General features: G+C 60.4%; 6 protein-coding genes. 2 read left to right on the forward strand and 4 right to left on the reverse strand.

Features of this window, described 5'->3' with window-relative positions; all coding sequences use genetic code 11:
* Positions 1 to 40: 40 nt before the first annotated feature.
* From ABH944_RS42990 to ABH944_RS43000, 3 genes are all read right to left on the reverse strand, one after another.
* On the reverse strand, positions 41 to 1,726 hold the full coding sequence (locus ABH944_RS42990; protein WP_404615259.1) for a purple acid phosphatase family protein: 1,686 nt from the start codon (positions 1,724 to 1,726) through the stop codon (positions 41 to 43).
* A gap of 209 nt (positions 1,727 to 1,935) precedes the next feature.
* Complete coding sequence (locus tag ABH944_RS42995; protein ID WP_404615261.1) at positions 1,936 to 2,823, reverse strand: patatin-like phospholipase family protein; 888 nt, start codon at positions 2,821 to 2,823, stop codon at positions 1,936 to 1,938.
* 163 nt (positions 2,824 to 2,986) lie between these two features.
* Positions 2,987 to 3,280, reverse strand: coding sequence for a hypothetical protein (locus ABH944_RS43000; RefSeq protein WP_404615263.1), 294 nt, complete (start codon positions 3,278 to 3,280; stop codon positions 2,987 to 2,989).
* A 600-nt stretch (positions 3,281 to 3,880) separates the two neighbouring features.
* Between ABH944_RS43000 and ABH944_RS43005 the strand changes: the two genes are divergently transcribed.
* On the forward strand, positions 3,881 to 4,090 hold the full coding sequence (locus ABH944_RS43005) for a hypothetical protein (protein ID WP_097272022.1): 210 nt from the start codon (positions 3,881 to 3,883) through the stop codon (positions 4,088 to 4,090).
* A 214-nt stretch (positions 4,091 to 4,304) separates the two neighbouring features.
* Here the strand turns inward: ABH944_RS43005 and ABH944_RS43010 are convergent, their stop codons facing one another.
* Positions 4,305 to 4,760 carry a MarR family winged helix-turn-helix transcriptional regulator gene (locus ABH944_RS43010; protein WP_404615266.1) on the reverse strand — a complete coding sequence of 152 codons (456 nt, stop codon included), beginning with the start codon at positions 4,758 to 4,760 and terminating at the stop codon, positions 4,305 to 4,307.
* 77 nt (positions 4,761 to 4,837) lie between these two features.
* Here ABH944_RS43010 and ABH944_RS43015 point away from each other — a divergent pair, with 77 nt between their 5' ends.
* Positions 4,838 to 5,974 carry an FAD-dependent oxidoreductase gene (locus tag ABH944_RS43015; protein WP_404615268.1) on the forward strand — a complete coding sequence of 379 codons (1,137 nt, stop codon included), beginning with the start codon at positions 4,838 to 4,840 and terminating at the stop codon, positions 5,972 to 5,974.
* The last annotated feature ends 125 nt before the right edge of the window (positions 5,975 to 6,099 follow it).

Raw genomic sequence — 6,099 nt, forward strand, 5'->3', positions numbered from 1 at the left:
ACAAAGGCCACGTCTCAGCCCGTGGGTTGAAGACCGCGAATCAGCTTCGACGCGCCTTGGAAAGCGTGATGGTCTCGAACAGCTCGTAAGTCGCGGTCGGCGTCTGGTCGGCGCCGGGCGCGTGATAGTAGTTCATCGTAATGGTGGTCTTGCCACCCGGCGTGCCGGGATCATGATCGAACACCGCAATGCCATAACCGGTACCGGTATCGCGTTGCGCCGACCAGATGGCGTCTTCCAGCGCATCGGCCGGCTGGCGCACGAACGTGTTCGCCGTGGTCCCGGCGATAGGACGGTTGGGCTTGGTGAACACCTTTGCCTGCACCTTGCCGGTTCCGGCGTCCAGGCCATAGACATCCAGGGGTGCACTGGTGCCGCCGCCGCCCAGGATCAGGTGAATTGTCCCCTGGCTGGTATCGAAAGCGCCGTCAGGGGGATTCGACGTCATGACCGGCCGGGGCTGCAGGGTCTCCACCGGTTCGCCCGTCACGGCGTCCATGCCCGCATGGTGGTTGCACCCACGCACGGGATAACTGCGCTCGTAGTCGTGATCATGGCCGCAGAGCACGAGATCGACGCCGTAGCGGTCAAACAAGGGCAGCCACGCCTCCCGGATGCCCTTGTCCGAGCCATTGCCGGTCTTCGACGATGTGAGCGCGTCCTGGTGCATCTGGACCACGATCCAGTCGATGTCCTTGTTCGCGGCCGCCTCGCGCAACGTCTCGCCTAGCCAGCGCGTCTGCTCGCCGCCGCTATAGCCGCGCACATAAAGCGACGTACCCGGGGCGATCGGCGGGTTGCCGGTGCTCCCGGCCGGCACCAGCGGGTCCGGACCCGCGACGAAGGCGGCGGCATCCTGGTAGACCACATCGTCCGCATCGAGCGAGACAAACAGCACCGAACTCACACGAAAGCTGTACCAGCGGCCGGGGAAACGCGTGCCGTTCTCCGGCAACGTATAACGCGCCAGATACGAGTCAAGCCCCTGCTCGCCGTTGTTGAATTCCAGCTCATGATTACCCGGACAAGGCATCCATGGGCGATTGGCCGCCGACGTCTGGGCGTTGTTGCCGAAGTCGCGCCAGACTTCGGGCTGATGCGCCGGGTTCAGGTTGGCATAACAGAGATCGCCATTGAGCAAGTGAAACAGCGGCTGGAACCGCTCGACTGCCTGCACGGCAAAGCGGCTTTGTGGCGAAGAGAGCACCCAGTTGGTATTCGGCGTCGCGAGGTCGCCATAGCTGGTCCATCGAAACGCGGCCCGGCCGTGTGGCGCAGTCTGGAAACTCGCCGCAAAGGGACGGCCCGCGTTGCTGTCATTGTCGGCGGTGACTTCGTACTCGTAGCCGGCCGCGGGGTTCAGTCCATGAAGGCGTGCGTGATACGTGCAGACAATCTCGCCGTTGAGTCCATCGGTATAGGTGCGCTGCACGCCATGCACCGTCGTCTTCGTTCCGCCGGCGCGGCCAAAGCGCACCCGCGGATTGACCGCCGGGGCGAGCGAGGCCCACGAGATCACCACCTCGGACCACGGCTCCTTGCCCCAGGTCAGGTGGATCTGTTCGGGCGTGCCGTCCGGACTTGCCGCAGCGACCCGGCTCGCTGAAGCCAGCCCGCCTGCAGCGGTCGCAAGGCTGGAAGCACCCGCAAGCTTGAGAAAACCACGCCGGGAAACGGAAGCGCCCTGCTCGGCTGGCGAAAGATCATCAATGTTCTTGTCTGGCATGTCTGGTGTTCCAATCCTTGGAGGGGATAAGCCAGCGCAAGCCGCCCACGGCGGCGAAGAAAGCGGACCGGCTCGAAGAACTCCATTATTGCCAGCCGTGTTTACGGGCCCATGACATGGTTGCAATGATCCACTTCCGACGTGAAATGGGTGTTATCCGGCCAGCGATTGGCGCACACCCTTTTGGCGCGCACCCTTCGCTAGCCCGCTCAGGCATGCTCGTGCTCGTGCAATTCGGCCGGGACGGCCCCGCGTTCAAGACCACCATCGCTCAGCCATGTACGGGTTTGCACGGCCGCACGCTCGATCAGGCGATCGCACTGCGTGTAGTCGTAAGGCGATACATCGAGCGGACACAAGGGCGGTACGACAACAATCTCCGCACGCGATGAGTAGAACGCCAGATCACGCACAAGCTGCCGCGCGATGACAAGCGTCAACGCATGAAGGGCCTGCGCGATCGCATTGGCCGGCGGCTTCTGCAACGCACAAGCGAAACCGGCCGGCAGTACGATGATGCGTGTCGCGCCGAGCCCGATGGCCACCGAGATCGGCGTATTGTTGGCCACGCCGCCGTCGACCAGATCGATTCCGTCAATGCGTATTGGCGGAAACACGCCGGGAATGGCGACGCTTGCAAGGACGGCCTCCACGACCGGGCCTGACGAGAGAACGACTTCGTTGCCACTCAGCATGTTGGTAGCGACAACGTGGAGCGGGATGACCGCTTGCTCCACTCGCTTGTAGGGCAAATTGTTTTCCAGCAGGACGCGCAGCGCCTTCGCTTCGACCAGGTTGGAACGGCGACGCAGGATCATCTCGAACAGCCCGAACATGCTGAGCGGCATGATGTCCCGCCGCCTGATGCCGCACCACAGCAATTCAAGCTTGGTGACGCCCTCGGCATCGGGCCGGCCCGCAAAATACGCCGCGTTGATGGCGCCCGCCGACGCGCCTATCACGCAATCCGGGCGCACGCCCCAGTTGAGCAACTCGCGCAGCATGCCGACCTCGATCGCACCGAGGCTGCCGCCGCCCGCGAATACGAAGGCGGTCAATCGCGATGAAACAACTGGAGGGGGATTATCAAGAGACATGTCTGCCGCTCCTGCGGGGCAATACCGGTGCAATGTGTTTTAACCACCAACGGCCGACCCGACCCGCCTGCGCCACCCAAGCGTTGAGCTCACCGAAACCGCCTCGTGCCGGAACACCAGCATTGTGCCCGAAGCAGCCTCGGTGGATCACCCTCCGGCGGGGCTAGTGACCCTTGAACAGATCCAGTAGCTGGTTCTGCATCTGCATCATTTCGTGCTCGTATTTCATCTCCATTTGAGACATGGAGTCCTTGTGGTCCATCTCCATCTGCATCATTTTCTGCTGAATGGTGATGGCCTGGGTCCGTTGTTCGGGCGTGAGCCTCTCCATCATCATTTGATAGTCCTGTGGCATCAGATAGGTACCGGCGCGCCCAATTCCCTGGGCATGCGCGAAGCCTGTCGCCAGCGACAGCGGAAGCATTGCGCACAGGATGATTTTTCGAATCGATTTCATCAGATCTCCAGTTTCATGTTGAAAGTAAAAATATAAGGATGACTATGCAATTGACCTGTATCGATCCAGTTGAGAACCCTGTCTTCGAACCGGTCCAGGTTTCTCGCGCCTTGCACTCTCCAAAACGATCGCTTACTACTGTTGTCCAGCCGACGCGCGGCACTCTCGCGCTGCCGACTTCATAGGGTATTTCGCCCAATGATCGGCAACGGTTACAGGGGACGCAAAAGATCGTGGGAAAGGATCGTGTTCTTGCACGCGTAATTGGCGCCTGAAAATCGCTCCGGTCCTGATGCCGGCGAGATGGTCGGGCCGATTGAAACGCGGCTGAACAGAAACCGCGGACGCGTCTAACAAGAATTTACAGTCTCGCGGTTCATGCGGTGTTATTGTCATTGACGATGGCGGGAAGACGTCCGCCATCGAAGTAAGACATGCTCCTCGTTGTCATGCACTTCAAATGAGCGCAGTCGTCAACGAGGCTGATGCACCAAAGTGTCGCCGGTGAGAGATGCCGCTGAAGGTTCCAACCGCGACGTCCTTTGATAAGCGTGAGCGTGAAATTGTGCGCGTTCACGTTCAACATATACGGTGATCGACATGGGATTTCTGGATGAGGTAGGTAAGGTCGCGGGTGCCGTCGCAGCAGTGGAAGCAACGGACAAGGTCGATCCGGATGCTTCAATTCTGACGAAAGGAATTGCGGCCGTGGCCGGCTTTAAAGGCGCCGGCGCCCTGGAGTCGCTGGTAGAAAAGAAAGAGGACGAAGCCGCTCCGGACGATGCGGACAACGCTGGAACACAAGCCTGACTTCCTGCCGCGCCAGGCCAGCCTCTGTGAAAGACGCTGGCCTGGCGCCCGGCGTTCAGTCGTCGCGCCGTATCACGCGGCGCTCGCCGTCATGCTCGCGAATTCTCGACTGGAACTGACAGCCTCAAGCCGACAATCACCTGACACGATCGGCCACCACGCGCCGAACACGCTGCCTGCCCGAATCCATATTCATCTTATGTAACCGGACGGATCATCCCTCTGCTTCATTTCCTGCAACGTCCGGATCAAGATTTCGCACAACGCGACTCAGTAACCGAACAAGCGTGGTCGTTTCCCTCTCGGTGAATCCGGCAAGCGCTTCATCATTACCCCGCTGCATGATTTCCTTCGCTGCGGGTACCTTCTGCAGCGCAAGACGCGTCAGGGAAATCAGGCTGCTGCGCTTGTCGTGCGGATTCGGGCTGCGCTGAATCAAACCATCCCGCTCCATGCGATCCAGCAACACAGCCATGGTGGGCTGCTCGGTTTTAGCCAGTCTGGCCAACTCCTTCTGGGTCAGCGCCGAACCGTCCTTCAACGCGTAGAACACGGGCACTTGGGCGATCGCCAGTCCCAACGCCTGCAACCGCTCTTCTCCCAAACGCGTCAACAGGCGGGAGGAACGGTTAATCAGATGGACCGGCATTTCAACAATTTCTGGAGGCATGGCTGGATCAGGTAGATAGCATTCTATATTGTATGCTATGGTTATACATAGCTAGCTATCTACATTGGAGGTAGAGCATGTATTCACCACGTATCGCAATTGTCGGCGCCGGCCCCGGCGGCATGACGCTCGCTCGCATTCTGCATCTGCATGGCATTGTTGCATCGGTCTTTGAACGCGAGACCCTCTCTTCGGCCCGCCCGCAGGGAGGCTCCCTGGACATGCACGCGGAGTCCGGCCAGTACGCCATTGAATGCGCAGGGTTGACGGCCGAGTTCACGCGTATTGCCCGTTATGAAGATCAGGAAGAGCGCTTCTATAATAAGCACTGCCAACTGCTGTTATCCGACACCGACGTGTCAGAAAAAAATCGCCCGGAAGTGGATAGAGGGCAGCTTCGGCAGATGCTGCTGGATTCGCTCCCTTCCCATACGGTGCAATGGGACCATCGGCCTGTCGCCATCCATGCGCAGGACAATGGAACCTTCGAACTTGTGTTTCGCAGTGGTCGGCATGAGACATTCGATCTCGTGATCGGAGCCGACGGCGCATGGTCGTGCGTCCGGCCACTCGTCTCGCCAGCACGCCCTCTGTATAGCGGCGTGACGTTCCTCGAGCTGGGCATCGATGACGTCGATGCACGTTATCCCGAACTGGCAAGTCTCGTCGGGCGCGGCTTGACGTTCGCGGTGGGAGACTCCAAGGCGCTCATTGGTCATCGCGACGCCAACGCCCACATCACGATCTATGCGGCAATGCGCGTGCCGGAAGACTGGCTCGAAAAAGGTGGACTGGACCTGTCTTCAGCGGATGCAAAACGAGCAAGCCTCGCGGCTTACTTCACGGGGTGGTCGGAAAACCTGCTCGAACTCATCTACCGCTGCGGCGACCGCATGACGCCTCGGACCATCCAGGCGCTGCCTGTTGGTCACCGGTGGGAACATCGGCCGGGGGTCACCTTGCTGGGCGATGCGGCGCATTTGATGTCTCCGTTCGGCGGCAATGGCGCTAACCTCGCCATGCTGGACGCCGCCGATCTCGCATTGGCCCTGACGAAAACGGAAGACTGGAGGGCAGCGGTCCAGGCGTACGAGGTCACCATGCTTGCCCGTGCCGAAGCGGCCGCAGGCGCGGCGAGGGACGCGATCGATTCCGTCTTCTCCGAAGACGGTCTAAGCCACACGCTTCAGGCCATGGAATCGCAACGCGGTTGAATGCGGAAGCCAGGCGTGCCACATCCGCGCCTTAGAGGGCAGTTCAAAAAGGCTGCTCAGTTCGGCTGAAGATGTTCCAGCAGACGAGTGAGCAGGCTAGTTTGAGGAATGCTTCGTGAATGTCA

This window comes from Caballeronia udeis, assembly GCF_044909315.1.
Classification (GTDB): Bacteria; Pseudomonadota; Gammaproteobacteria; order Burkholderiales; family Burkholderiaceae; genus Caballeronia; species Caballeronia udeis_A.

Excerpts from the sequence above, each read along its gene's own strand:
- ABH944_RS42990 (WP_404615259.1), bottom strand. The coding sequence starts at position 1,726 with ATGCCAGACAAGAACATTGATGATCTTTCGCCAGCCGAGCAGGGCGCT.
- ABH944_RS42995 (WP_404615261.1), bottom strand. The coding sequence starts at position 2,823 with ATGTCTCTTGATAATCCCCCTCCAGTTGTTTCATCGCGATTGACCGCC.
- ABH944_RS43000 (WP_404615263.1), bottom strand. The coding sequence starts at position 3,280 with ATGAAATCGATTCGAAAAATCATCCTGTGCGCAATGCTTCCGCTGTCG.
- ABH944_RS43005 (WP_097272022.1), top strand. The coding sequence starts at position 3,881 with ATGGGATTTCTGGATGAGGTAGGTAAGGTCGCGGGTGCCGTCGCAGCA.
- ABH944_RS43010 (WP_404615266.1), bottom strand. The coding sequence starts at position 4,760 with ATGCCTCCAGAAATTGTTGAAATGCCGGTCCATCTGATTAACCGTTCC.
- ABH944_RS43015 (WP_404615268.1), top strand. The coding sequence starts at position 4,838 with ATGTATTCACCACGTATCGCAATTGTCGGCGCCGGCCCCGGCGGCATG.